General features: G+C 39.2%; 21 protein-coding genes and 1 tRNA gene. 16 read left to right on the forward strand and 6 right to left on the reverse strand.

What is annotated here, in order from left to right; translation table 11 throughout:
- Window positions 1–318 precede the first annotated feature (318 nt).
- The 3 genes from OQX63_RS16870 (at window position 319) to OQX63_RS16880 (ending at window position 3,122) form a co-directional block, all read left to right on the forward strand.
- Window positions 319–1,221 (forward strand): right-handed parallel beta-helix repeat-containing protein, encoded by a 903-nt coding sequence (locus tag OQX63_RS16870; protein WP_265851991.1) that lies wholly within the window; start codon window positions 319–321, stop codon window positions 1,219–1,221.
- An 814-nt stretch (window positions 1,222–2,035) separates the two neighbouring features.
- Window positions 2,036–2,308, forward strand: a complete 273-nt coding sequence (locus tag OQX63_RS16875) for a hypothetical protein (RefSeq protein ID WP_265851992.1) — start codon at window positions 2,036–2,038, stop codon at window positions 2,306–2,308.
- 49 nt (window positions 2,309–2,357) lie between these two features.
- Window positions 2,358–3,122 (forward strand): MBL fold metallo-hydrolase, encoded by a 765-nt coding sequence (locus OQX63_RS16880; protein WP_265851993.1) that lies wholly within the window; start codon window positions 2,358–2,360, stop codon window positions 3,120–3,122.
- Window positions 3,123–3,156: 34 nt separating this feature from the next.
- Here OQX63_RS16880 and OQX63_RS16885 read toward each other — a convergent pair whose 3' ends face one another.
- A complete protein-coding gene (locus OQX63_RS16885) occupies window positions 3,157–3,795 on the reverse strand; it encodes a DUF6266 family protein (protein ID WP_265851994.1) in 639 nt (212 codons plus the stop codon).
- A 395-nt stretch (window positions 3,796–4,190) separates the two neighbouring features.
- Here OQX63_RS16885 and OQX63_RS16890 point away from each other — a divergent pair.
- The 4 genes from OQX63_RS16890 (at window position 4,191) to OQX63_RS16905 (ending at window position 8,175) form a co-directional block, all read left to right on the forward strand.
- Window positions 4,191–4,274, forward strand: a tRNA-Leu gene (locus OQX63_RS16890).
- Window positions 4,275–4,573: 299 nt separating this feature from the next.
- The gene (locus OQX63_RS16895) at window positions 4,574–5,392 is read left to right on the forward strand and encodes a HipA family kinase (RefSeq protein ID WP_265851995.1); all 819 of its coding nucleotides are present in this window, start codon (window positions 4,574–4,576) and stop codon (window positions 5,390–5,392) included.
- The gene (locus OQX63_RS16900; RefSeq protein WP_265851996.1) at window positions 5,389–6,237 is read left to right on the forward strand and encodes a DUF3037 domain-containing protein; all 849 of its coding nucleotides are present in this window, start codon (window positions 5,389–5,391) and stop codon (window positions 6,235–6,237) included. The genes OQX63_RS16895 and OQX63_RS16900 overlap by 4 nt, the downstream gene beginning before the upstream one ends.
- A 708-nt stretch (window positions 6,238–6,945) precedes the next feature.
- Window positions 6,946–8,175 (forward strand): hypothetical protein, encoded by a 1,230-nt coding sequence (locus OQX63_RS16905; RefSeq protein ID WP_265851997.1) that lies wholly within the window; start codon window positions 6,946–6,948, stop codon window positions 8,173–8,175.
- 280 nt (window positions 8,176–8,455) lie between these two features.
- Here the strand turns inward: OQX63_RS16905 and OQX63_RS16910 are convergent, their stop codons facing one another.
- Window positions 8,456–9,094 carry a hypothetical protein gene (locus tag OQX63_RS16910; RefSeq protein WP_265851998.1) on the reverse strand — a complete coding sequence of 213 codons (639 nt, stop codon included), beginning with the start codon at window positions 9,092–9,094 and terminating at the stop codon, window positions 8,456–8,458.
- A gap of 393 nt (window positions 9,095–9,487) precedes the next feature.
- Between OQX63_RS16910 and OQX63_RS16915 the strand changes: the two genes are divergently transcribed.
- Together OQX63_RS16915 and OQX63_RS16920 are read left to right on the forward strand one after the other, a co-directional pair.
- The gene (locus tag OQX63_RS16915) at window positions 9,488–10,492 is read left to right on the forward strand and encodes a PDDEXK nuclease domain-containing protein (protein WP_265851999.1); all 1,005 of its coding nucleotides are present in this window, start codon (window positions 9,488–9,490) and stop codon (window positions 10,490–10,492) included.
- A gap of 45 nt (window positions 10,493–10,537) precedes the next feature.
- Entirely contained in the window at window positions 10,538–10,786 is a 249-nt protein-coding gene (locus tag OQX63_RS16920; RefSeq protein ID WP_265852000.1) for a nuclear transport factor 2 family protein, read from the forward strand.
- 354 nt (window positions 10,787–11,140) lie between these two features.
- Here the strand turns inward: OQX63_RS16920 and OQX63_RS16925 are convergent, their stop codons facing one another.
- The 4 genes from OQX63_RS16925 to OQX63_RS16940 form a co-directional block, all read right to left on the reverse strand.
- Window positions 11,141–11,593: a nuclear transport factor 2 family protein gene (locus OQX63_RS16925; protein WP_265852001.1), complete on the reverse strand. Its 453-nt coding sequence runs from the start codon at window positions 11,591–11,593 to the stop codon at window positions 11,141–11,143.
- A gap of 71 nt (window positions 11,594–11,664) precedes the next feature.
- The gene (locus OQX63_RS16930; RefSeq protein WP_265852002.1) at window positions 11,665–13,287 is read right to left on the reverse strand and encodes a serine hydrolase domain-containing protein; all 1,623 of its coding nucleotides are present in this window, start codon (window positions 13,285–13,287) and stop codon (window positions 11,665–11,667) included.
- An 82-nt stretch (window positions 13,288–13,369) separates the two neighbouring features.
- Window positions 13,370–14,176 (reverse strand): helix-turn-helix transcriptional regulator, encoded by an 807-nt coding sequence (locus tag OQX63_RS16935; protein WP_265852003.1) that lies wholly within the window; start codon window positions 14,174–14,176, stop codon window positions 13,370–13,372.
- 223 nt (window positions 14,177–14,399) lie between these two features.
- On the reverse strand, window positions 14,400–14,843 hold the full coding sequence (locus OQX63_RS16940; protein WP_265852004.1) for a GNAT family N-acetyltransferase: 444 nt from the start codon (window positions 14,841–14,843) through the stop codon (window positions 14,400–14,402).
- Window positions 14,844–15,196: 353 nt separating this feature from the next.
- Here OQX63_RS16940 and OQX63_RS16945 point away from each other — a divergent pair, with 353 nt between their 5' ends.
- The 7 genes from OQX63_RS16945 to OQX63_RS16975 all read left to right on the forward strand — a co-directional run bounded on the left by OQX63_RS16945 (window position 15,197) and on the right by OQX63_RS16975 (window position 23,827).
- Window positions 15,197–16,297, forward strand: coding sequence for a serine hydrolase domain-containing protein (locus tag OQX63_RS16945; RefSeq protein ID WP_265852005.1), 1,101 nt, complete (start codon window positions 15,197–15,199; stop codon window positions 16,295–16,297).
- Window positions 16,298–16,868: 571 nt separating this feature from the next.
- Window positions 16,869–18,257, forward strand: a complete 1,389-nt coding sequence (locus OQX63_RS16950; protein WP_265852006.1) for a DUF6055 domain-containing protein — start codon at window positions 16,869–16,871, stop codon at window positions 18,255–18,257.
- 123 nt (window positions 18,258–18,380) lie between these two features.
- Window positions 18,381–20,786, forward strand: a complete 2,406-nt coding sequence (locus OQX63_RS16955; protein ID WP_265852007.1) for a sugar-binding domain-containing protein — start codon at window positions 18,381–18,383, stop codon at window positions 20,784–20,786.
- A 366-nt stretch (window positions 20,787–21,152) separates the two neighbouring features.
- Window positions 21,153–22,022 carry an STAS domain-containing protein gene (locus OQX63_RS16960; RefSeq protein ID WP_265852008.1) on the forward strand — a complete coding sequence of 290 codons (870 nt, stop codon included), beginning with the start codon at window positions 21,153–21,155 and terminating at the stop codon, window positions 22,020–22,022.
- Window positions 22,023–22,049: 27 nt separating this feature from the next.
- The gene (locus OQX63_RS16965; RefSeq protein ID WP_265852009.1) at window positions 22,050–22,433 is read left to right on the forward strand and encodes an STAS domain-containing protein; all 384 of its coding nucleotides are present in this window, start codon (window positions 22,050–22,052) and stop codon (window positions 22,431–22,433) included.
- Complete coding sequence (locus OQX63_RS16970) at window positions 22,408–22,827, forward strand: anti-sigma regulatory factor (protein ID WP_265852010.1); 420 nt, start codon at window positions 22,408–22,410, stop codon at window positions 22,825–22,827. The genes OQX63_RS16965 and OQX63_RS16970 overlap by 26 nt, the downstream gene beginning before the upstream one ends.
- Window positions 22,820–23,827, forward strand: a complete 1,008-nt coding sequence (locus OQX63_RS16975; protein ID WP_265852011.1) for a SpoIIE family protein phosphatase — start codon at window positions 22,820–22,822, stop codon at window positions 23,825–23,827. The genes OQX63_RS16970 and OQX63_RS16975 overlap by 8 nt, the downstream gene beginning before the upstream one ends.

The following is a 23,827-nucleotide window of genomic DNA, read 5'->3' on the forward strand; positions in this document are numbered from 1 at the left end:
TCATTTCAGGGTCTTAAAAGCATGAAAGATGCTGACCACGAAGTAGCTATTAGGCCTTTAAAACAATAAAAACTGCTAATAAAATAAATTCAGCATGACGATCGCGTGAGATAATGCTGCTGTAAACATTAACTATGATTCAAATATTAATCGAACTCAGGTTACAAGTAATGCATATAAGCAAGAGTTTGATATTTGTAATTTTATTTCGTTTTTAGTTACGGGAACGATTGCATAGATATATATGATTTATTATACGTTTTTGTAGTTATATTACTAATTTCATGTTCATTAATAACCAAATATAATTCTACAATCATGAAAAAAAAATCAGGTATTCTCGTACTCGGGATGGCTATTGCATTGTTCGGATGCAAAAAAGACAACACTACAATGACTGATGTTGCAGATGGTAAATCCATCGTTCAGCCAAACAAACTAGGGCTTGCAGCTGCGGCAGTGAGTGCTACTGTAACTACTGAAGCTGCTTTAAAAGCAGCGATATCAAATGCGCAACCAGGCGATGTGATCACGGTGAGTGGTACCATTTACCTCACCAGCACCCTTCAGTTACTTAAAAGCGGTACATCCAGCTCTAAAATTAATTTTACCGGCGGTATATTGGATTGTTCAGGTATTTCTGGTGCCAACTGGGGTGTAAAAGTAAATGGAAGTTACTGGAATATTACCAATATGACCATCAGAAACGCACCCGACTGCGGGATTGTTTTCCAGACAGGTGGCTATAATTATGTGAATAAGGTAACCACACATGGAAATAAGGATTCCGGACTTCAGATTTATAACGGCGGTCACCACAACAGCATCAATAATTCTACTTCTTATGATAATTATGACGTGGCCAACGGTGGTGAAAATGCAGATGGTTATGCCTGTAAATTATCTGCCGGTGCAGGTAATCAGTTTAACTCCTGTAATGCCTACCACAATTCTGATGACGGATGGGATTTATACGGACAACCTTATACTGTTGTAATCAATAATTGTACTGCCACTAATAATGGTTATGGTACAAATGGTGATGGAAATGGTTTTAAACTGGGTAGTGCCGGACAAAATGTTCCGCATACCGTTACCAATTGCAAATCCAATAACAACAAAGGAAGCGGTTACGACGGAAATGGAAACGCCGGCCATATCACTACTACTGGCAGCGGTGGTTCTGGAAATGTAAAAGGACTTTTTAACCGGATTAATTAAGATTGTTCTCCCCGTAAAAAGGTTCAGTTGGAAACAGCTGAACCTTTTGTTTTATTGAATCAGATTTATTTTATAAAAGGCATGTACTTGTTTAACAGAAAAGCTTTTCATTTATTCATACTTTACAACAGTTCCACAATTCGTTATGGTCTCAACCTAAAGTTCTGCTCGTAGTGCATTTTTCTTAGAATAGTTAAGGCACCACGCTAGCTTGCTTCAATAACAAACAGGTTTTACCGAAGGATGCCGTCAATCCCAAGAGCCGGAGAAATCAAAAAAACAGTTGCAGTTAAAGTAAGTTGGCACTGACAAGCCTGAAACGCAGTGGTTTTGTGTTCATAAGAAATGATTCAAAGCTTTGAATAGAATTGAACACAAAACGAAGTGCCGCTGTTTTTTTGATGTGTGTGTGATTGTGTAAAAGGCTCATTGCTGGATTGACAAAGCGCTTTGGGTACTTTGGCGCTCCAAAGTACCTTGCCCCCGCGGCATAGAGCGGTAGAAGAATGTTTTACTTAATTGTGTCCACATGATAGTTTCTAAGATATAAGAGCGCATTATTTAGCAGTAAAGATGCTGAAATAAATTCAGCATGACGATTACCTAGAATATGTACTAAAAAACAAATCCAGACTAACAATAATTTCTTACGCGATAGGACATTGATCAGGATGAGTAAGCAGATGCAGAACTTTCGCAACCGATTGATTCATAGCCCTGATTTTCTAAATATTTTAGAAGCAAACATCGCAGTTGATAAATTTTTCATCATGTGTTTATGAATGCTGCGCAGATTTATCTAAGTTTGTTTCCAATGTCATTGCCACTAACAAACCATACTTTAGAGAAATTAGAAACCCTGCTTTTTGCAATGGGTTATAAGGTACGTTATGAGAAAGGGAACTTTAAAACGGGTTCCTGTCTGCTCGAACACAATAAGGTTATTGTAGTCAATAAGTTCTCCAATCTGGAAGGAAAAATTGCCGCATTGGTTACATTGGTAAAACAGACCAATGCGGAGGAAAACCTGCTGGACGAGAAGCAACGCCAGTTTTATCAATCTTTACAACAAACCGAATTATTTTAATGAAGATACAAAGCAGGGATTACTTATTTAGAAAGGAAAGTTTAAGCAGATGAAAGTTACTTTTTTAGGTACCGGTACATCACAAGGCGTTCCTGTAATTGCCTGTACTTGTGAGGTTTGTAGATCTACTGATAAAAGAGATAACCGTTTAAGGACTTCTATATTGGTGGAAACGGCTGATAAAACCATTGTAGTAGATAGTGGACCGGATTTCCGTTACCAGCTTTTGCGCGAAAAGGTAAAAGACCTGGATGCGGTGTTGTTTACCCACGAACACAAAGATCACATTGCCGGTTTAGATGATATCAGGCCCTTTAATTACCTGCTCCATAAGGTAATCGATGTTTATGCTACCGAAAGGGTACAAACCGCATTAAAAAGAGAGTTTTATTACATCTTTGCCGAAACCAAATACCATGGTTTACCACAGATTAATTTACATAAGGTAACCAATGGCGAAGATTTTAAGATTGGCGAAACAACCATCACTCCATTTGAAGTCATGCACCATTTACTGCCTATTACCGGCTACCGGATTGGCGATTTTACGTACATCACCGATGCTAAAACCATATCAGAACAGAGTTTTGAGAAAATAAAGGGAACAAAAATATTGGTGCTTAATGCTTTGCAGAAAGAACCACATATTTCACATTTTACCTTGGGCGAGGCCATTGCCTTTGCAGAAAGGGTAGGGGCAGAAACCACTTACCTGACGCACATCAGCCATAATCTGGGTAAACATGCAGATGTGGAAAAGGACTTGCCGTCGAACATCAGGCTGGCTTACGACGGGCTTAGTTTCGAATCTTAGCGTTATTTAATATAAAAGCTTCATTCGTTTGTGATCAAAAAACGAAACTGCCGCAATACGTACTCGCAGATATCCCCATTCTGTCGTCTGCAATGAAAGCCATCCAGGTGTGGAATGTACTTCCTTTATAAAAGGAAGGAATTTCCAGGCTTTCCCTTTCTTTTAACCGCCTGGCGCCACTTGTTTCATAGATGGCCGTTTTGTTGTCCACATCATAAACCATTAGCATCACCTGGTCATGCTTCCTGGTGTAATTGCCGTTAGCATTATCCGTCCAGCTGAAATGTACACCCGCATCGTCGTGTTCCAGCTTAACCCCCTCCGCACCGCTGAGGTTTCCAAAGCTCAAACGCACAGCGGCATAGTCGATTTCGCCGGCGGCATTCTGGGCATTCAGCATATTATAGGATTTCGCCACATTATGGGCGGTCATCATGCGTTTTTTCGACTCCAGGTTAAAACCAATCCGGATAAAGGCAACAATAGGGCTTAAAAAGGTCTGCATGATGGTAAAACGCGATCTGCAGGCCTTTTGATCAGCACTACCGGTTTTGTTTTTGATAGATTTTCTGCGTTTGCTCCTGATCACCCATTTCCCGTTCAGGTAATAACCGGTTACGGCGCCCACCGTCCCGGTGAAACCTCCGTTAATTCCGTTTTCTATTTTTCCCATGATTCAATTAATTTATGTAATACAATATAGCAAATAGCTGATTTATAAACAAATAAGTTGTATTTTCTTCTGATTTAAGCCGACTTTTATTCGGGTACAATTGTCATAAGTCCGACGAAACCCCGTCTTAAGTGCGTCGAAAGTCCGTTATAACATTTACACTTTTATGTTAGTGTGCTATACTGGAATAAGTTTACAAGTTGTCCGATACTGGAAAAGGTTTACTATGTTAAGATTTGCTTTCCGAAATTTTAGTTCAAAAAATATTTTATGAATGTTGCAGTGCACTAGCGTTAATTTATATATTTGCAAACTTCAAACCCAGGTGGCGGTCCCGATAGCAATCGGGATGGTAGACGCACCATCAAATTGGGAGTGACAGTATGATAAAATAAACCCAGGTGGCGAAATTGGTAGACGCACCATCTTGAGGGGGTGGCGCTGGCAACGGCGTGGCAGTTCGAATCTGCTTCTGGGTACAAAGAGTTTGGTTTTTGCCAAACTCTTTTGTTTTTATGGTGTGGCAATTACGCGGCTTTAATAAGGCTAATAAAAAAAGCGGCGAGTAGTAATCTGTTGACCTAATTAAGGTACAAGTCAAGCCATTGCTTAAACCTGGCTGCACTAAACTCGCGTCAGTGAGTAAATCATGTTTATAAATTTCCCATCTCATCCTAAATAAATATGCGCTTTATGATGTATCTCTTTGACTTTTCAAATTTATTTACTCAGATGATAAATAAATTTGGAAAATCTTTATATTCGCCAATTATTAAAAATGAAAATAACCTCTCAATCCTATTATCTTCCTGACGTTCTAGCCGTTGAGGCTCATCATGAACTTCCAAATAGTGCCAATAAACCATTAATAATTACCGGTATAGATAAAAAAAGTGGCACGAAAAATGATTACATTGTAAAGTTAAATGGCGCTGAGCGAATGCATAAAGAAGGGCGCTTGCGAGAAATTTTAGCTGCTTTCATTGCACTTGAACTCGAATTGGATGTGGTTGAGCCCGTAGTTGTTGATATTACAGATGATTTCGTTAGAGCACAATTAGGTCAGGATTTTTATTTGAAAACTAGCAAAAGTTTAGGATTTAATGTTGGCTCAAAATACATTGCGAAGTTCATAACTTTAGAGAATGATGTATCGCTCACTAGACAGCAGGAAGAGGCAGCACAGTATGTTTTTGCATTTGATTTGTTGATTCAGAATAACGACCGAAATCGTTTAAAACCTAATATGATTACCGACGGAAATCAGTTAATAATGTTGGACCATGAATTAGCTTTTGGATTTCATCTAGTTCTGTCTTTTTTAAGAAATCCAAAACCTTGGACCTTTCCAGATGTTGATATGGTTTGGGTAAATCAACATTGTTTGATCAAGCGTCTCAAAAATAAACATTCTCAACTAGATGATTTTGGTAAAAAAATGATTAATTTAAATGATGCATTTTGGGTACGGTGTAGAGAATTGATACCGGCAGAGTGGATGGATGAAGAGATATTTATATCAGTCAAAAATCATGTTGACCTTATTAACGTAAATAGAGAAGAATTTATATCTAATATAAAACTCATACTATCATGAAAAGCTTCCAATATCAATTATTAAGATTTCTTCCAGATAGGATTACTGGTGAATTTGTTAATCTTGGGGTTGTTGCTTATGATCCTGATGAGAAGAGAATTGGCGTTAGACTTATTGACAAAACAACCAGATTATCACAAGTTTTTCCCAATACCAACTCCCGATTTATAATCAAAACAGTGAGGTTTATAGAGGAGCAGCTTAAAAAGCTTGACAATCAGTTATCTTCCGAATTGGAATTTGAATCTTTTGTTTCTTTGGAAGAAGTTACTCGAAGAGTTTTACCAAAAGATGATTCTGCGCTTTTTTTTACTGAAACCACTTTGAGCTTGGATGTCAGTATTAATGCTTTAGTTGATTATCTCTATAATAGACAAGTAAATATTAATTTAACTGAGTCTGACCGGGAATATCAAAGTGATAAAGACATATGGAGTAAAATTTATAAAGAATATTTCGACCAATTAAATATATCCAGATATTTAAAGCCTGTCAGTATCAAAACTAAATTTGAAGAGGTTAGATTTGAACATTCATGGAAAAATGGGCATTTGAATTTTTTTGAAACCGTCAATTTTGATCTGCAGAAAACTGAATCCATAAGAAACAAGGTATTCAGATGGGCAGGGCAGATTGATGAACTCAAGACTTCTAAAGAACCTTCACATCTGTATTTATTGGCACTACTTCCAAAGGATGATATTTCAACAAATAACTTTATCAAAGAGTTTTTACAATCTAAATCCTCTTCAAAAGTAACTGTTGAAGTGATCGTACCAGAGAACGCCCGCAGTGTAGCTTTAGATATAAAAAATGAGATAGATGCGCACGCTAGTACTCATTGATCTATAATTTTTTATCTATTAAATTTTTTTGTTTCCCTACAATAGATTCATTGTAAGTTTTTGATTATCTGCATTTGTAAATTGGCGAGGAGGGGTCAAATTTATTGGCATGTCCACTGAAACTAAACTTTACAAAATATTTTTATAACATATCAAAAATTTATGTTTTAATTTTTCAATTAAGCGCGGCTATTGTTTTGGTTTTTAGGATGTTATAAATAAATCCTTTGCTTTTTAAGTCATCAAAAATTGGTTGTAATGCCTGTAAGAAGTCACTTAAGTGTTCAAAGTAATCTTCATTTAGGGTACTTAAAAAGCTTCGGTAGCACCGAAGCTTTTTTGTTCTTTATGGCATCAGTTTATATCCTTTTTTCTAAAAAAATAAATCGGTATTTACACAGGTATCTGTCTGGATTTGCTACAGCGATTACAATCGCATAAGGATAAAAATTTTAAGGATAGTTTCACATCTAAGATAGATGATTGGAAACTATTTTTTCCCATCTGTCCGCGTAGTCTTAAGCCTTAAGTTGAGCGTAAGGAGACTACGGATATTGGAGAAAACCAAATTGAGTTTAGAAACTCAAAACTATACCATAATCCGTAGAGTCGCTATGCTTAACTCTATGGACAGATAGGGAATCTTCTATTTTAAGTTAGTAAATTTTAAAAGCTTAGATTAGTAATTCAATATGAGAGTAAAAAGGAATGTATAAGTCAGGACAGTTCTTCAATATTAAGCAACAGGAAAATGCAGAAAGAATTGACAAAGAGCTTCGGCATGAACATGCTGGTATATGGTATATTAGTGATAGCTATGGATCAAAGATTTTAGTTAAACTGCCTTCATCTACGATTAAGGCGATTATTAAAGGCTGTCGTTTTGAACTATTATTTGCTATTGATGAGGATTGTACCCCTAAGGTGCTACATACAGGTTTACGTATTTTCGACGATCAGCAAAATCCTCAGTTGGTAATGAATACCCAGCGGTTCTTAAGAGATCATTTTGCGCTTTTAAAGATTATGTATCTTGAATGTGTTCAGGTTCAGTTTTGTAACGAGCTGAGCGTGGTACAGACATTTGGAGATCTAAAACTTGATGAGTGGGACCGACATCGGGTACTTGCATTCTTGGGTAACCCAAAGCAGATGTATGTGGGTGATTTTAATGGGCACTTAAATCGTTCACTGGATAAATTTCAGGCAATTCTTAATCCGCGCGAAGACGAACCTATTAAGGTTAATATGAGAGATTTATCGATAGTAGGATCTTACGAGCATTTAGAAAATATTAACCATTCATTTTATGGTGGTGAGGAGCCTGTTCACACTAATATTGGAGATGCTCTTGAAGGTGAACAATTTGAAAAAGAAATTTTCGTTGTTTTGCAGTCTCTATTCACTGATCGCAATTATCATGCTCCGAAGGTCAAATCTAAGTCCAGTTTACGGGAATTAATAGATATTTTCGCTATTTCAGATTACGGTGTTTTTCTTATTGAGGCTAAGGCTCTTGGCGTTTATGAGGCTACTGGTGATAGGACTATGGCCAGAAAGATTTTGGGACTTCAAAAGCAAATAAAAAAAGCGATAGGGCAATTAGTGGGAGCTTCTAAAACAATAAAAGAAGGCCAAGGAATCTTTGATTCAAATAATAGTGAGATCGTATTTGACCGCGGACTTTTTCCGCACGGAATTGTCCTGATTTCCGAAATGATGCATTTTGGGGATTGGAGCAGTACCGTTCAGCTGATAATTGAAACCATGTCTGAGTGCAAAATGTTTATCCATGTTATGGACTTACAGGAATTTTTGCAATTTATTGGCTACTCGAACCAAGATAAAGATATCTTTGATTCGCTATTGATGCAACGAGCAGAGAGATTTGTTTCCAACCCTAAACTGGATATAAGATGGGAGTTTTTTGCTAAATAACTTATTTTGCGTTTCAGCTACGTTTTTAGTCCATGCGAGAACTTACGTTAAAGATACTCTGGGTGGTGACTTTCAATTCAATTATTCCAAGTTTTCATTTTTTATACTTCCCATCTTTCCGTAGTCTTGTGGGTTGGAAGTGGGCATAAGGAGACAACGGATTTCTAAAGAAAAATATTAGCGATTCAGATCCCCCCCTTTTTGCTTATCACACTAGCAACATCTTTAGTATTTAAGCCCTCACCAATCCGCAAGAGCTTAAATTTAGTTTACCCATTCCTCACTCAAAACTTCCCTTCCCATCAGCAACATAGCTGTAAATCACGATATATTCGATTCCATTTTTTTGAAAATGCCCGATAGGGATATCACCTTTTTCAAAGTAAGCTGATTTGCTTTCGAAAGGAATGCCGCAAAGCATGGTATTCGGTTCTATTTGATGATAAACAACATCATTTCTAGTGCCTGCAATAGCCATCAATGTTGATAAATTTTTACTCGATCCTTTTTGGTGATATTTTGGATGATGCGGGTGCTGATTGGCGGTTACCCAGGCGCCGGGCGCCATTGGTTTATAAAATTTGCCTAAAGGGATATCGAAGCGGCGAGGCAAAAAACAAGATGCTATTGTCCCATTGGGGCTGATGGTTCCGGTTTCGATAAAGAAATGGCTAATCTGTATCCAATGCCGGGTGAGCTGATACACATATTCCCGAATGGAATTTTGCCCGTCCTCTAGAAATTCTGCCCATCCGGTGTAGCGTGGCAAAGTCATCATGATTTCAGAAACATGGCCATCAATATGATGTAAGGTAGCCTTAACTGCGCAAATGGCAGGTAATACATTCGTGTTGGCTGTTTCAGCTGCAACCTGAGCAGGGAGCTGTGTGTTTTGATTTTTACTTTTGGTACTTCGCATGACCTTAAAAATTAAAATATCCCGGCCGCTGCGAAGTACCAAATAACTCTTTTCAGAGACATAGGAAATGAGGGGCTGCCTCTCGGCCGGGAATATCGTTAAAAATAATTTACTGGATTTTCTGTCTCCTGATTTAAATGAAAAAATATATTATTTGTACTTCGCATAGGCAATTTAGAAACAAAATCTCAAATCTCAAAGAAAAACCTTAATTATTAAATTTGGTTTCTCATCAGCGTTTAAAGTAGCTTCGGTTATCCTCTTTTGTTGCTGTAATTTCTTCATGTGGGTCAATACCCAAATCAATTATCTCGCCGGCTTAAGTTTCATTATACAGTTTGGATTCTTTTTCAATATTAACGACTCATCGATTGTTTTGTTTAAATTTGAAGTATGACCAATTATATCGAAGAAATCAGAGGTATATTAGCTGCAGCCAGACAAAACGCCTATACTGCTGTGAACGCGGCAATGGTTGAGGCATATTGGCTGATCGGAAAACGTATTGTTGAGCAAGAACAGCATGGTGAAGAAAGAGCCATTTATGGAGAAGCTATCTTGAAAGAACTTTCCAAAGCTTTGACAGCTGAATTTGGGAAAGGTTTTTCTTACTCTAATTTGCGTAATTTTCGTCAATTTTATCTCACCTACCGTGATAATGAGATTTGCTACACACTGTGTAGCAAATTGACATGGAGCCATAACCGGTTAATTATGAGGGTTGAAAATGAGGCTGCAAGAGGATTTTATTTAAACGAAGCTGCTGAACAGAATTGGAGTGTTCGAACTCTGGAGCGTAATATTAACACTTTCTATTATCACAGGCTTCTATCTTCAAATGATAAAGCTATAAATCAAGAAGATAGTAAAGTATTGGAGAAACAGAGACCTGAAGATTTCATTAAGGATCCCTACATTTTTGAGTTTCTAAATATTGAGCAACCTTCAACTGCAAATGAGTCTGAGATTGAAACAGCATTAATAGAGAACTTACAGCAATTTTTGCTTGAGTTAGGAAAAGGATTTTCTTTTGTGGGCAGGCAATTTAGAATCAGCACCGAGATAGATCATTTCTATATTGATTTGGTATTTTATAACTATCTACTTAAATGTTTCGTGTTAATTGATTTAAAAGCTGGCAAACTTACCCACCAGCATGTGGGGCAAATGGATATGTATAGACGGATGTTTGATGATTTAAAGAAACCAGAAGGCGATAATCCAACAATAGGTATTATTCTTTGTACAGAGAAAAGTGAAACGGTAGTTAAGTATTCTGTGATCAACGATAATCCCAGACTCTTTGCTACTAAATACATGCCTTATCTACCTACAGAGGAAGAATTGATTGCCGAAATAGAACGGGAAAAGATAAAACTTAACCTTTTTAATAGTTAAAATACTAGTTTATATTGCCAAATTTTTGCAGGTAATTACATCGGATTGGCAGAAGTTACCAAGAACGTTTTTAGCAGATTAGCAAGCAAATGGATCGATTATAAATTCATGCCCGAAGATTATGTAGGCAGCGAAGACAAAATAGTAGCTTATGGAACTTATACTGGAACCTATAAAATTACAGGAAAGCCATTCATGGCAAGAGTGGCCCATGTTTGTAAACTGAAGGAGGGAAAAATAATCAGTTTCGAGCAGTTTGTAGATAGCCAGCCGGTAAACGATGCAATAAAATAAGCTCAAAGTAATATTAATAAACACAGGTTATCACGATAAAGATCCTCAAGCAAATTATAGCAGAAATAAAGAATACGAAAGAAGAAGACACGCATCAATTGCAGGATTTGATATTGAAGTACATTTGTTATGCTCCAAAGATGCCTTTGATGATTTTCAGAATAAAAAGCGATTTAAATGTTCAATTATTCCTGCTCATGGTTAGTCTGGTAAAGTTGAAATAGGAGATTAGTTTAGAACAACTTAGTTGTTGTTGTAACTGAAGCTTATCGTTAAACTATGCGAAGCCTGTAAAATTGGAATTAATACTAATTACGGATAACAATTAACCTTTGGGTTAGGGCTGTTAATCATTTAATGCTGTCTGGTGTCTTTAAATTGCCATAACACATTGATGATTTTCCAGCTTCCATTTAGTTTGACGATGTGCAGGTAGTCTATCCATTGATCAGCAATTAATTTTACAGATGCGGTCCGTTCTGAAACATCCAGCAATTTTACTTCTTTCTTTGGGGAGGACGGAAACTTATCATTGTTTTTATTATAGCTTTCGGCCAGTAAAACCATAGATTCTGTGCTTGTCTCCCTGATATAGTCTTTTCCTGTTGGCTTATCTTTCCAAAATGTTCTCTTTACCATTCTTGGATGCAAGGCACCTTCCATTTGTGCCGGGTTTGGTTTGTGCTGCGATTCGATATAATCGAGGGCTGTTTGCCTTATTTCTATACTGTCTTGCCTGGTTTGCGAAAAGATAGCGTTACTGATGAAAATAAGTGTAATGGTAAATAAGAGGGGTTTTAGAGTCATTTATTTTGGATTTTTGTTTAACAAACGGTTTTCATCAGTTCTGGCCTGTTGGTTAGCATTCATCTTTAAATTTAATTTGTTATAGTTGGGAGCAATACTGCCGGAAGAATATATTTTTCCAAAATCTGATCTGCCTGTTGATGGGCAAAAGAAGTTCCATACGCCGATGCATTAACCACTACCACCAGGTCAATTTGCTTAAAGATGTAAATTTTATTTCCACCATTTCCGGAGCTGTACCAGACTTCCAGATTTTTGCCGTCGATTTTAATGGTCTTGTTCCAGAAAAGAAACCCATAAAAGCCGGGCCTATCCGCAGGGAGGGTTTGCAAATGGCGGAACGACTTATTTATCCACGATTTGGGAACAATTTGTTTGCCATTCCAAACACCGGCATTGCAGTAAAGTTGCCCGAATTTCGCAAAATCTAATGCTTTTAGGCGTAATCCTCCACCGGTGAATGGTTTACCCATTGGGGTACGTGCCCATTCGAGCGAGTCGATCCCCAGTGGATCAAATAATTTCTTTTTCGCATAAGGTTCCAAACCACCTGTTATCACCTTATCCATGATATCTCCAAGAAGCATTGTGCCAACGGTGAAATAAGACCATTGTTTCCCATTCTGCTTGTTTGCTGCCATGGGCAGATCAAGCGCAAATTTAACGTAATCGGCAGTAGGATACATATTCTCTTCATTGCCGGGAGATTCCATCACATCGTCATTTCCATCAAAAGCAGCGCTCATTGTTAACAGATCAACAAGTTTTACACTATCCTTTTTCGCAGATGGATGTCCGAATTGCTTTAAATTATAAAACTCACTTAATTTCTGCTGCTCGGATTTAAGGTACCCGTCTCTAATGGACAAACCAAGTAAAGTGCCCGTAAAAGACTTGCCAACGGAGCGTGCATCGTGAAGGCTCGTTCTGGAAGATCCGTTAAAATACTCTTCCAATAATAAGGACCCTTTTTTAATCACAACAATTGAATTGATCTTTTTGTAAGACTGATCGAGTATTTTGGTATTGAGCTGTTCAATTAGCTCCTGATTATATTTTCCCGCATATAATGGCCAACCGCTTCCTGGCCTAATCGGTTGTGGCTTTATTAATTTTGCATCAATAGGGGGGAGGATTCTGGTCATGTTAATATCTGTTGCCAGCAAAATCGGAGAATAGATTCTATGGCCTGCATCGATATAGACCCTAATTTGGATGCTCAGTTTTTTTGGTGTCTGTCCGAATAAACTTATACCCGAATTAATCATAAAACGGTCCCACATATTCAGGCTCCACAGCCCGGATCTGCTCCCGCTAATCAAGACTACCGGGAGTGGTTTTCTAACGATTTTATCCTGTAAAAGAATGGCGCCGGGATGTAAATCTTCCTTATAAACGGGTTTGCCCTCTATCAAAAAGGAAAACTGAAAATTTCCGATTTTTAAGGCAGAATCGGTGGGTAGGCCGGGTGCCAGCTTTTCGAGTTCCTCAGCAAGTGATTTTCCGGTGTTGATCTTCAGGTAGAGGTCTTGACTACTTCCAATATTATAACTGGTAATAGCGGTTTCTTTTGATACAGAATCAGTTGGATCAGGCCGATGATCGAGAAACTCCAGGTTTTTTAATTGAGCGCTTGCGGTAAAGCAAAGGCCAATAGATGCGACAAATACGGTTAAAAATAAAAATTGCTTCATAGGAAAATATTACCTGACAAGGTTAGCTTTTTTTGACTCTAAAAAATAGTACAGAATTAACATGCAACAACTTATTCCATTTTTACTTTAAATAACGCTGATACTGATGCGGGGTAAACCGAAACTCTTCTTTGAAACACCGGATGAGATGGGTCTGGTCGTAAAAACCACATTCAAAAGCAATCTGGATGGCAGTTTTTTTTCCGGCATTGAGTTCTGCCGCTGCCCGGCAAAGTCTGATGCTTCGGATGTATGCTCCAAGGTTACATCCAAAATACTTTGGAAAGTATCTGGATAGATGGACAGGGTGTATGCCTATGGTACCGGACATAGATTCGAGAGAATGACTTTGATCAGGACTATCATGAAGCATTTGGGTGAGTTTATCAACCCATTCCGGAGGTTGTTTATATCTGCGATAATTCGAACTGCTGGAAAGCCTGTCTATCGCATTAACAGCTAGCGCATGGAGCGATAGTGGCGTGGTATCATCGGGATTTTTAGTAGAAATTAAGATTTGATGGAAGAGCGATTTTACCAGGGGATTGATTACTTCAAGGCTGCCTTCGGCCATATTTTTGCCGGCAAATTCCAAAAGCCATTTAGCAGACAATTCCAGGTGCATTCCCCTTGTGTAGCCCTTTGGCTTTACATTGTAATGCGGTTCCTGACAATTATGGAAAAGTAAAGTGCCCGGAACACATTTATGGTGATCTTTTTTATTTATTTCAGAAACCTTGCCAGCGATTAGGAAAGTAAAGTAAGCATTGTCATGATAGTGCCAATCAACGAATTCGTGAGTATATTCAGTATTGGTGATGATGAGCCCATCCAATTTGATGGTTTGATCAGTATTACCAAAAAAAATTCCCGATGTGAGCTTTTTCATGAATGATTTTAGCTTTAAGACACAAAAAACAGGTGGGAGTTACAAGTGATTTCTGTATGTCAATTCCTGGCCACAGCAGCTCCCAAACCGCTAAGACTTGCGGCAGGAAAGGGAAATCTTAAAATACGTAATTGTTTAATGGCTTTGGAATACGCAGGAACTACGCTTACGGTATCTCTTTGTTCTACATTTGGAACATTAGAGACGACCGCTTCAATGATAATCAATTAGAATAGGAGGTGGACATTTGATAATGCAACTCGGTCTGGCCGGTTGTGCTGAATCCCAATCGTTCGTACAAAGCTTTAGCTCGCTTGTTTACTTTGAAAACCTGTAATTCGATTTGTTTTGACTTAGATTTTGCTTGCTTAATTAAGTCACGTAAAATTTCGGTACCAATACCTTTGCCTTGAACCTTGTCGCATAAGAGAAGGCTTTGAAGGTAAATATGAGTTTTGTTCTCTGTAGTAATAATAAGCCCGATAGCATCATCGCTTTCATCCATTATAATTTTAATTTTTTCAGAATTGAAGTCTTCAATGTGGAATTCTAGCTGCACTGCATCATCCCAACCCCATATTTTCTCTATATATGGCTTGATTGACTTTCTTTTAATTTGAAAGATTAAATCGAAATCAGCATCTGTAGCTTTTCTGAAACGTATCATGCAAATATGTATTTCCAGTACGGAGACGATAAAGATAAATCAATATTTACTTTTTTTTTGGCAAAAAAAATGTCACACTGATAGCAGCTCTTCACCAAAAATGGGGAAAAAACACTTTTAGCGAAATTCCCAGTTAATTATTATTTATTTAGATTGATTTGATTAGGTTCGACGACCTATTGATCGAAAAAACAATATTCCCTTCCTTTAAAAGGATAACCGAAAGACATGCTGATATGCTAAATTAACCTTTTTTTGTGCTTCTATCGAAATTTGTATATTACTGAACTAAGGTATCAAATCCCGCCCTTTGGAGATAACTGGCCCATTACAGGCAATTCTAAAGACATGCTATGAGAAGAACATTTTTTCTGATTACAATTGGACTGTTATTATTTAATCTCGCTTTTGGTCAATCTAATCATTATAAGCAACTTGATAGCTTATTTGGCGCGCTTTATAAACAGAAAATGTTCAATGGGAATGTGCTGATTGCAGACAAAGGAAAAATCATATTTGAAAAAAGTTATGGCCTTGCCAATGAGCAAACCGGGCAAAAAATTAATAGCCAAACCATATTTGAGTTGGCATCTGTTTCCAAACAATTTACTGCTATGGGAATTGTTTTGTTGGAAAAACAAGGAAAACTGAACTATGACGACAAAATTTCAAAATATATTCCCGAACTAGCTTTCTACGGAAACATCAGCATCAGAAATTTACTTAATCATACTGGCGGGCTTCCCGATTATATAGCGTTTTTTGAACAAAAGTGGGATAAAACAAAAATTGCTACCAATCAGGATATTGTAAATGTCTTCGCGAAATACAAACCAGAAGTTATTTTTCAACCCGGCGAAAAATACGAGTACAGTGATACAGGTTACACTTTACTAGCGTTGATCATAGAAAAAATATCAGGTAGGACATTTGGACAATTTTTGAGTGAAAATATCTTTCAACCATTAAAAATGAAAAGTACGTTTATCTACAGAAGTAGATTTGAACCAAAAAAAATAGATAATTATGCTCTTGGTTATGTTACAGATAGCTTAGGACACAATGTGCTTCCCAATAGTTTTGGAAAAGAATTTTACACTTATTATCTGGATGGGATCGTGGGCGACGGAACAGTAAATTCTACAACAGCGGATCTATTAAGATGGGACAGAGCACTTTATACCGATAAATTGATAGATTCAAAAGATAAAAAACTCCTATTTAATGCTGTAAAAACCAACGATGGAAAAGAAACTAATTATGGATTTGGGTGGTTTGTGGGGAATTCGAAAAAATATGGCAAAATCGTCTATCATTCCGGAGGTTGGCCAGGGTATTCCACGTATATAGAAAGGCATTTAGACAATGATAAAACAATAATAATCCTACAAAATCATTCGGAAGCAAAAATAAATTCATTTTTGCAAAAAGTAAGAACGATATTGTATAATTAATCTTTAAACAGGAAAATGTATGCTTTTTAAGGGACGACCAGGATTGTTGATTGATCTAAATTTTAGTTTTTAGCTTTTTCAAAGACCCAGCTCCTTTTTTTTTCGGTCGATCATCTTGTGCCTCTGTCATTGTCATGCCTATATTGGCCATCACAATCAAGGTAGCTGTCTGAACCAATTTCATTCTTATCACCTCCGTACTCCTCCCGGAGCCGTGTTTTTCTCTGGCAACAGTAACAGCGGGGAAGCTTAACTAACAATATATCAATATTTTGCCGCTTTTAGTTAATATACGATCAGAATGGCCGCCTTTTGTGGTGTATATTTAAATATTACAAATTTTTTATACAACACTGTAATAAATCCCGGAGTGAAGTGGGCCCGCGCCTTACCACTTTATGCTGAATGCGGAGGTGTATTGTAAAATCTTTTATTTAAGTATTAACCCATCATAAAAATATTTTTCACGAACAGCCTGCTGATCTTCTGAGGTAATCAACCCCTATAGAGATGAGTACACTGTGTGATAAAATTTAATCAATCTATAAACCTAATCAACTAAAAAACCAAAATGAAAAAACAAATTTTATTATTCCTGATCATTGTATTGTTATCAGGCTGTAAAGAGGAATTCAACTCCATTCAGCCCACTTCGCTAATTAAGCCGCAAAAGCAGGCCAACACAGCAGCGGTTGCAGCAGCTGCTGCTCCTGAAGTATATATTCCGCAGGAACTCAGCTCGAATGATTTTAATAATTCGGCCAGCACATGGAGTTGGTCAAGATCCCGCTCTTCCGATCACTTTATTGTTTTCTGGGCTAAACCCTATGGCACTAACGACCCAAATTCAACCGCTGTACCAGCAGCATATCGGGTGAACATTACCGACCTGCTGAGCAAAGCAGAAGGCTTTTTTCAATTAAATGTAACTCAATTAGGTTTTGCCAATTTAGCTACATCCAAGCTGAATAGATATAAGATGATGATCTTTATCAATTATCAAACGGAATGGCTGGCTACTGGTTCTGGCTATGATAACGTCATTGGTGCCCTGTGGGTTAGCCCGGCTACCATGCAGCCGGTTGGTCATGTAATCGGTCATGAGATTGGGCATAGTTTTCAATACCAGGTTTTTGCTGACCAGGGTGTTGGCGGGTTCCGCTATGGGTTTGGCGGTAATGGCGGTAATGGCTTTTGGGAGCAAACGGCTAATTTTCAGGGATTCCAGAGTTATCCGTCGACGGTTTTTAGCGCATATGATTTCACCGTCTACAAGGATAATTACCACCGCCATGTTCACCATGAATGGTATCGTTATGCCAGTTACTTTATACTCTACTATTGGGAATTTAAAAGAGGGCGCGATTTTATCGGAAAATTATGGCGCGAGTCTCGCCAACCGGAAGATCCGATCCAGGCATATATGAGGCTTAATGGTATTAATGTGGCTACTTTTAATGGAGAAATTTACGATCAGGCTGTAAGATTTGTGACCTGGGATATTCCTTCACTACGATCTTACGGTACCAATTACCATGGCGCTCAAACCTGGAATTACACAAGGCTGACTGATGGAAGCTACCAGGTAGCATATAATCGTGCCCCGGGTACTACTGGTTACAATGTTATCCCTTTAACTGTTCCTGCCGCAGGTACGGTGGTTTCAACCGTGTTTACCGGTATGGTTAATGCGCCTGGGTATAATCAGGTGGCAAATCCGGCAAGAGCAGGCTGGCGCCATGGATATGTTGCACTTTTAAATACAGGAGAACGCAGGTATAGCGGCATGTGGACCAATAATGCCACCAGTAGCTTTACTGTGCCGGCTGGTACTGTAAAATTATGGTATGTAGTAACGGGAGCGCCGACTACCTATGCCCCACATCCATGGGATGAAAACGAAGCCAATGATGACCAATGGCCTTACAAGGTAAAATTCACGAACAGCTCCGTGTTGTAAGACATCGCTAAATAATACATTTTATGTAAATTAGGATTATGCCGTCTCATATTGTTGAGGCGGCTTTTTTGTCGTTATGACGTTTATTTTTTAATTTTGGTTAAACCAAACCTTCAATCAGCTATGCTCAGGCTAACCAAACTGCTATCTCTTTACACTTTATTTTTATTTGGCATTTCCTTAAACATTCAGGCCCAGGAGCGTAAGCAGCTTTTTGATTTTGACTGGAAATTTAAACTGGGTGATGCTCCAGAAGCCAGGGCAAAAGATTTTAATGATCAGGATTGGAGCACATTAGATCTTCCGCACGATTGGAGTATTGAAGGGAAGATCAGCCCTGAAAATCCTATGGGGGGAGATGGGGGATTTTTCCCTTCGGGAGTTGCCTGGTACCGCAAAACATTTACTGTACCAGCTAACTGGAAAGGTAAATTGGTTTCCATCAATTTTGAAGGGGTATATATGAATGCGGAGGTTTTCATTAACGGCAAGTCTTTAGGTGTATATCCTTACGGATATTCTGCATTTACATACGATCTTACGCCTTATCTTCACTTTGATCAGGAAAACGTAGTTGCTGTCCGCGTAGATAATGCCAAACAGAAAAATAGCAGGTGGTACAGTGGTTCGGGTATTTACAGGCACGTTTGGATCAAAATTACAAATCCCATTCATGTTCCAGATTATGGTGCTGGCATTACTACCCCACAAGTTTCTACTGCTAAGGCATTGGTTCAGGTAAAAACAAAGATAAAGAACGATGCTTCGGTAATGAAGACAGTGGTTGTTCGTACCCATATTATGGGTCCAGATACCAAAGAAGCCGCTGCTCATCAGGTTTCCATAAAATTAGCGCCGCATAGTGAACAGGAACTCCTTCAGCAAATAGCTGTAGTTAAACCTAAATTATGGTCGATAGCGCAACCAAATTTATATCAGGTTAAAACAGAAATATTTTCTGATCAGAAGTTCATGGATTCGAATACTGAAAATTTTGGAATTCGCGATATTAAATTTTCTACCACAAATGGTTTCCAGCTGAATGGCAAAACCATAAAATTAAATGGCGGTTGCGTACATCATGATAATGGTTGTTTAGGGGCAGCTGCATTTGACAGGGCAGAAGAGCGACGCGTAGAATTGTTAAAGGCAGCCGGTTTTAACGCGATAAGAACAGCTCATAATCCACCATCAGCAGCATTTTTGGCCGCATGCGACCGTTTAGGAATGCTGGTGATTGATGAGGCCTTTGATGGCTGGAAAACAGCCAAAAACAAGTATGATTATGCCATGTATTTCGATGAATGGTGGGAAAAAGATGTCGAGGCGATGGTACTGAGAGACAGAAACCATCCGTCGATTATCATGTGGAGCATCGGCAATGAAATTATTGAGCGAAAAGAAGCGCAGGCCGTGCAAACAGCAAAAATGCTGGCTGGCAAGGTACGTCAACTCGATCCTACACGTCCGGTTACTTCAGCCATGACTACCTGGGATAAAGATTGGGAGATTTTTGATCCGTTAATGGCCGAGCATGACATCGCTGGCTATAATTATCAATTGCACAGAGCGATAGATGATCATAAAAGGGTGCCATCCCGGATTATTGTTCAAACAGAATCTTATCCCAGAGATGCCTTTGCAAACTGGAAACTGGTTAATTACAACAATTATATTCTTGGCGATTTTGTTTGGACGGCAATGGATTACTTAGGCGAATCTGGTATTGGCAGGTGGTATTATGCTGGCGAAGCGGCAAATTTTCATTCGTCTGCAGCGCTATTTCCCTGGCATGGTGCTTATTGTGGTGATATTGATTTGCTTGGGCACCGCAAACCGATTTCCCATTACCGAAGTATGTTATACAACAATACCGAAAAGCTTTATGTAGCGGTTAAAGAGCCAAATCTGGCGCCTCTGGAAATTAAAGAAACGGATTGGTCTGTATGGCCAACATGGGAAAGCTGGACCTGGCCAGGTTATGAAGGGAAGAATATACAGGTTGAGCTGTACTCGAAATATCCTAAAGTGAGGTTATATCTCAATAAAAAACTGATTGGTGAGAAAGAAACAACAGAAAAACAGGAGTTTAAAGCCATTTTTACGCTGCCTTATGCCCCCGGAGAATTAAGCGTTGCTGGTGTACAGGATGGTAAAGAAGTAGCGCATAAAATTTTAAAAACGGCTGAAAAAGCCAGTACTGTAAAAGTATTTTCAGATCGGAACAGGATTACTGCCAATGGACAGGACCTTGCCTTTGTAACGGTCGAAGTTACCGATAGCAACGGGGTGTTTCAACCCAATGCGGAGAATAGGTTGCACTTTGTAGTAGAAGGCCCCGGAACGATTGTGGGGGTAGATAATGGAAACCTAAAAGATACAGATCCGTATACAGGCAATTCCCGCAAGGCCTGGAAAGGTCGGGCCTTAGTTGTGATTAGAACAACAAATAAAGCCGGCAATATTAAACTTAAGGTAAGTTCAGCAGATTTAGTGGGTATGGAAATCACATTGAAATCAAATAAGTAGTTCGCTTAAATTTTTGATTGCAAGGAGGTCAGGGTTTAGCTGTTCATTGTTACGCTGCCAATTTTTTTCCATCATAATCTGATCAAGGTGTTTAAATCAAAAATTACCTTGGTTTTCGATGCCTGATTGAATGATTTTTTTCTGCTCAAATCCGCTATCATCGGCTCGATACGCAATAAAAACCGAGATTTTTGAAAACCGCCTATTTCCCGTCTGTCCGTAGTCGTGAGCCTTTGGATTGCGCGAAAAGACTACGGATTAACCGAGATAAATATATTTCCTAATGCCAAAGGCAATGATTACCTTTCAAGAAATATAAGTCCAGTGCCGGATGTCGAGTGTAAAACCTTAACCATTCATCTAAAAATGTCATTTAATACGCTGAAATTGCTACAGAAACAACAACAAAACATCCTGGAAATCTGGATGAAAAACCAACTCTCTGACGATGGGCTCAGGGAAGATCTTATCAGCAACGAAGACCTTCGTGGTCAGTCTGAAGAGTTGATTTCTGCCCTGGTAACCAATCTTTCGAAAGAAAATCTGGAGGATTTTAATTCAGATAGCTGGGATCCGGTGATCGAAATTCTGGGCGGGATCGCCATAACCCGTGCCCGTCAGGGATTCTCTCCAAGAGAAACCGGCAGATTTGTCCATAGTCTCAAAGAGGCGCTGCTGGAGGTTTTGCAGCGTGAAATCCAGGATACTAAACAGCTGTTTGATGAAAGCATGAAGATCATTAAGGTGATGGACAATCTGAGTATTGTGACTTTTGAAACCTTTATTAAGGGACGTGAGGAAGTCATCCTTCGTCAAACCGATGAGATTGCAGAAATATCTACGCCTGTGATCAGGGTTTGGGATGGCATACTGGCCCTTCCGATTATCGGTACATTGGATAGTTCGCGTACACAGATCGTCATGGAGAACCTGCTTCAGGAAATTGTTGAAACCGGGTCAAGCATTGCTATTTTAGATATTTCAGGCGTTCCTGCGGTCGATTCCCTTGTTGCACAGCACCTGATCAAGACCGTAAGCGCAACGCGTTTAATGGGCGCAGAGTGTATCATCAGTGGTATCCGCCCTGAAATTGCACAGACCGTGGTACATCTTGGTATCGATCTTTCGAACATCATTACCAAGGCCTCTCTGGCCAGTGCGCTTGCCTATGCCTTTAAAGTGCTTAGGCTGGAGGTGCGCAAAAGTAGTTTAGTCAATAAAGCAAACAATTTATAAAAGATGGATAAAATTCCTATTCTCAGGATGGGAAGCTTTCTGCTGGTAACCATTCAGGTTGATCTTTACGACCGGCTTGCCCTTGATCTGGAAGCAGATCTGGTACAGATGGTGAACAAAACCAGTTCGAAAGGCGTACTGATTGATATTTCGGCAGTTTCGATCGTCGACTCTTTTATGGGCCGGATAATCGGAAATATTGCCAGCATGTCTAAGATTCTGGATGCTGAAACGGTGGTTGTGGGTATGCAGCCCGCAGTGGCCATTACTTTAATCGAACTTGGACTTCCTCTAAAAGGGGTTCATACCGCACTAGATGTGGAAAAAGGAATGAATTTACTAAAGTCGATGATAGGAGATGATCACGGGGACGATGACGAAACCGATGATGATGATACTTTCGCTGAGTAAGGATACCATTCAGGTAATGAGGGAACAGGACGTAGTCTTGTTGCGGAACCGTGTACGTGAAGTTGCCGTAAAGATTAAAATGGGCCTGGTTAATCAAACCAAACTCATTACTGCAGCAAGTGAACTCTTGAGGAACATGCTGCGTTACGGCGGGGGTGGAAGCTGCCTGATTGAGGTGGTGACCAGGGGCCGCGACAACGGCGTGCGCCTTACCTTCTCTGATAATGGCCCGGGCATTCCCGATATTGCGGCCGCCATGCGTGACGGTTTTTCTACCGGAAAAAGCCTTGGCCTCGGACTACCCGGAGCAAAGCGGCTCTGTAATGAATTTGATTTAAAAAGCAAGCCAGGAGAAGGCACAGTGGTGATGATATTAAAATGGGCAAATGGTTGATGCAACACATATAAGCTTACAGGCAAACGACAGGAGTTACTTTTCGCTGTTAAAAAAAGAAATTCACCAAAGGCTCATTGCCGCTGGAATGGAAAATAACAGGATTGCTGAAGTAGACATTATTGTTGCTGAAATGACCAGCAACCTGTTTAAATACGCCGACAATGGCGAAATCCTCTTCGGTTCGTTTGTCGAAAACGGCGTTCCTTATATCGAGTTAATCAGTATCGACAGCGGGCCCGGCATGCAGAACACGAAACGAATGCTCATTGACGGTATGTCAACAAGCAATACCCTCGGTGCAGGCCTCGGCAGTATTAAAAGGCTTTCTGATGTTTTTGATCTGTATTCCCAGCCAGGTTGGGGTACGGTATTGCTCAGCAGAATCTATATCGGTGCTTTGCCTCCTCAGAAAAAGGGTTTGGTCATCAGGCCAATGGTAGTGAGCAAACCAGGTGAAAAAGTGAGCGGAGACGGTTTTGTATTCCGTACCAATGGTTCCGATTTTAAGTTTATGCTGGGAGATGGCCTCGGACATGGTCCGGAGGCAAATTTGGCCGTCAATGAAGCCGCTAAAGTCTTTAAGGTGTTTCCGGATAACAGTCCGGTAGAAACCCTTCGTTTTATCCACAGTGCAACCAGGAAAACACGTGGGATGGTTGCAAATGTCACACATTTCAACGCCGAAAGAGGAGAGTGGTCGCTAAGCGGTATTGGCAATATTGCCGTCAAACTGATTGGTCCGACAACTTCAAAAAACCACATGTCCTATAATGGTATCGTGGGGCATAATATTCCCAACACCATGAACGATCAGGTGTATAGTGTCTCTGACTATAGTCAGCTGGTGCTTTGTTCAGATGGAATCAAAACGCGCTGGGAAGTTGCAAAATATCCCAATATTTTAAAATATGATCCTGCAGTACTTGCGGCTTGCATTTATAAAGACCATGCCCGCAGAACCGATGACATGTCTATAGTGGTGATTAAAGCGCGTTGA

The sequence above is a fragment of the Pedobacter sp. PF22-3 genome (genome assembly GCF_026239555.1).
In the GTDB taxonomy this organism is placed as follows: Bacteria; Bacteroidota; Bacteroidia; order Sphingobacteriales; family Sphingobacteriaceae; genus Pedobacter.

Excerpts from the sequence above, each read along its gene's own strand:
- OQX63_RS16870 (WP_265851991.1), top strand. The coding sequence starts at position 319 with ATGAAAAAAAAATCAGGTATTCTCGTACTCGGGATGGCTATTGCATTG.
- OQX63_RS16875 (WP_265851992.1), top strand. The coding sequence starts at position 2,036 with ATGTCATTGCCACTAACAAACCATACTTTAGAGAAATTAGAAACCCTG.
- OQX63_RS16880 (WP_265851993.1), top strand. The coding sequence starts at position 2,358 with ATGAAAGTTACTTTTTTAGGTACCGGTACATCACAAGGCGTTCCTGTA.
- OQX63_RS16885 (WP_265851994.1), bottom strand. The coding sequence starts at position 3,795 with ATGGGAAAAATAGAAAACGGAATTAACGGAGGTTTCACCGGGACGGTG.
- OQX63_RS16895 (WP_265851995.1), top strand. The coding sequence starts at position 4,574 with ATGAAAATAACCTCTCAATCCTATTATCTTCCTGACGTTCTAGCCGTT.
- OQX63_RS16900 (WP_265851996.1), top strand. The coding sequence starts at position 5,389 with ATGAAAAGCTTCCAATATCAATTATTAAGATTTCTTCCAGATAGGATT.
- OQX63_RS16905 (WP_265851997.1), top strand. The coding sequence starts at position 6,946 with ATGTATAAGTCAGGACAGTTCTTCAATATTAAGCAACAGGAAAATGCA.
- OQX63_RS16910 (WP_265851998.1), bottom strand. The coding sequence starts at position 9,094 with ATGCGAAGTACCAAAAGTAAAAATCAAAACACACAGCTCCCTGCTCAG.
- OQX63_RS16915 (WP_265851999.1), top strand. The coding sequence starts at position 9,488 with ATGACCAATTATATCGAAGAAATCAGAGGTATATTAGCTGCAGCCAGA.
- OQX63_RS16925 (WP_265852001.1), bottom strand. The coding sequence starts at position 11,593 with ATGACTCTAAAACCCCTCTTATTTACCATTACACTTATTTTCATCAGT.
- OQX63_RS16930 (WP_265852002.1), bottom strand. The coding sequence starts at position 13,287 with ATGAAGCAATTTTTATTTTTAACCGTATTTGTCGCATCTATTGGCCTT.
- OQX63_RS16935 (WP_265852003.1), bottom strand. The coding sequence starts at position 14,176 with ATGAAAAAGCTCACATCGGGAATTTTTTTTGGTAATACTGATCAAACC.
- OQX63_RS16940 (WP_265852004.1), bottom strand. The coding sequence starts at position 14,843 with ATGATACGTTTCAGAAAAGCTACAGATGCTGATTTCGATTTAATCTTT.
- OQX63_RS16945 (WP_265852005.1), top strand. The coding sequence starts at position 15,197 with ATGAGAAGAACATTTTTTCTGATTACAATTGGACTGTTATTATTTAAT.
- OQX63_RS16950 (WP_265852006.1), top strand. The coding sequence starts at position 16,869 with ATGAAAAAACAAATTTTATTATTCCTGATCATTGTATTGTTATCAGGC.
- OQX63_RS16955 (WP_265852007.1), top strand. The coding sequence starts at position 18,381 with ATGCTCAGGCTAACCAAACTGCTATCTCTTTACACTTTATTTTTATTT.
- OQX63_RS16960 (WP_265852008.1), top strand. The coding sequence starts at position 21,153 with ATGTCATTTAATACGCTGAAATTGCTACAGAAACAACAACAAAACATC.
- OQX63_RS16965 (WP_265852009.1), top strand. The coding sequence starts at position 22,050 with ATGGGAAGCTTTCTGCTGGTAACCATTCAGGTTGATCTTTACGACCGG.
- OQX63_RS16970 (WP_265852010.1), top strand. The coding sequence starts at position 22,408 with ATGATGATGATACTTTCGCTGAGTAAGGATACCATTCAGGTAATGAGG.
- OQX63_RS16975 (WP_265852011.1), top strand. The coding sequence starts at position 22,820 with ATGGTTGATGCAACACATATAAGCTTACAGGCAAACGACAGGAGTTAC.